General features: G+C 49.3%; 2 protein-coding genes and 1 pseudogene. 1 reads left to right on the top strand and 2 read right to left on the bottom strand.

The window, feature by feature from the left end:
- The coding region (locus R7E78_RS24095) for an isoaspartyl peptidase/L-asparaginase (protein ID WP_318058334.1) at positions 1 to 861 on the top strand (861 nt) is incomplete at its 5' end.
- Positions 862 to 948: 87 nt separating this feature from the next.
- Here the strand turns inward: R7E78_RS24095 and R7E78_RS24100 are convergent.
- Together R7E78_RS24100 and R7E78_RS24105 are read right to left on the bottom strand one after the other, a co-directional pair.
- Positions 949 to 1,176, bottom strand: a complete 228-nt coding sequence (locus R7E78_RS24100) for a SlyX family protein (RefSeq protein ID WP_005458294.1) — start codon at positions 1,174 to 1,176, stop codon at positions 949 to 951.
- Positions 1,173 to 1,458: pseudogene (locus tag R7E78_RS24105) on the bottom strand (hypothetical protein); the annotation flags it as partial. The pseudogene R7E78_RS24105 and the gene R7E78_RS24100, both read right to left, overlap by 4 nt.

Below are 1,458 nucleotides of genomic sequence, written 5' to 3' on the forward strand. Positions count from 1 at the left end.
TCCATCTTGGCAGACTTAGAAGCTGCGGTAAAAGCAGGACACCAAATACTCGAACAAGGTGGAGAAGCGCTTGATGCGGTGGTCGCTGCGGTAAAAGTACTGGAAGACTCTCCCAACTTTAATGCGGGTAAAGGCTCGGTTCTTACTCACAACGAAATGGTAGAAATGGATGCCTCTGTGATGGATGGTCGCAACCTTGCCGCAGGTGCTGTCGCGGGCGTTAGACACATTAAAAACCCGATCGAGTTGGCTCGGGATGTGATGCTTCGCAGCAACCATGTGTTGTTGGTTGGTGAAGGCGCTGAGAAGTTTGCTTTTGAACAAGGCCAACAATACACCGAACCAGATTACTTCTTAACAGCTCGCCGTTATGAACAGCTGCTCTCAATGCGTGAGAAAGGTTTGTTTGCGTTATCTGAGTCTCGTTACCCGGATGATCGTAAACACGGCACCGTAGGCGCAGTGGCGTTAGACCAGCAAGGCAACTTAGCTGCGGCGACCAGTACGGGTGGGGTAACCAATAAGCAATATGGTCGTGTTGGAGATTCTGCACTGATAGGTTGTGGCACGGTGGCTGAGAATGGCGTGGTGGCAGTTTCAACTACGGGTGTTGGTGAGTTCTTTATTCGTAAACGTGTTGCGGAAGATGTAGCAGCACGCATGCGCTATTTGCAAGAGGACGTACATACCGCGTGTGAAGCCATTATTCAGGGAGATCTCAAAACCATGGGCGGAGAAGGTGGCCTGATTGCCATTGATGCGAATGGGGAGTTGCATTTCGCTATGAACAGTATGGGTATGTATCGTGCGGGTATCAATACTCGTGGTGAGTTGAGTATGAAAATCTACGCTAACGACTAACCGTTCGATCATTTCACGACGAGCAACCGTGCAATTACAACAAAGCCCAGCATAAGTCTGGGCTTTGTTTTGTCTTTCGCGTATTGATCAGTAATGCGGCGGCGGTGGCTCGTTGGCTGGATCTTCCATATTCGAAGAATCCATATTTTTCACTTTGCCTACTACGTACTTCATTTGATCTTGCATCTTCGTGATCTGCAATTGTTGTTGTGACAATGCACTGTTCAGATCTTCGATGGTTTGTTCTTGGAACGCCACCTGACACTCTAAGTCGTTGATGCGTGCTTCCAATTGCTCAATGAGTTTTTCTGTCATGACCCGTTCTCTAGTTGCCAAGCTTGGGCGATGCCCGCCGATGTGGCAGTAATTACACGTTGCTTAGAATCAAAGGCAGCATCATACACGACCGCGCGAGGAGGGCGAGTATCTTTTTTCGGCTCGACTTCAAATCCGTCAATGCGCTTTCCGCTCTGCGTATCCCAAATCGAGACGCGGCCTGAAGGTGTTCCCGTCACCAGTTGAGAACCATCATCAGAAAAACGCGCGGTAGAGAAAATCAGCTGGCGCGACCAACTGCTGAGTTGCGAAACCTTTTGA

Source organism: Vibrio sp. YT-19(2023), from assembly GCF_033337395.1.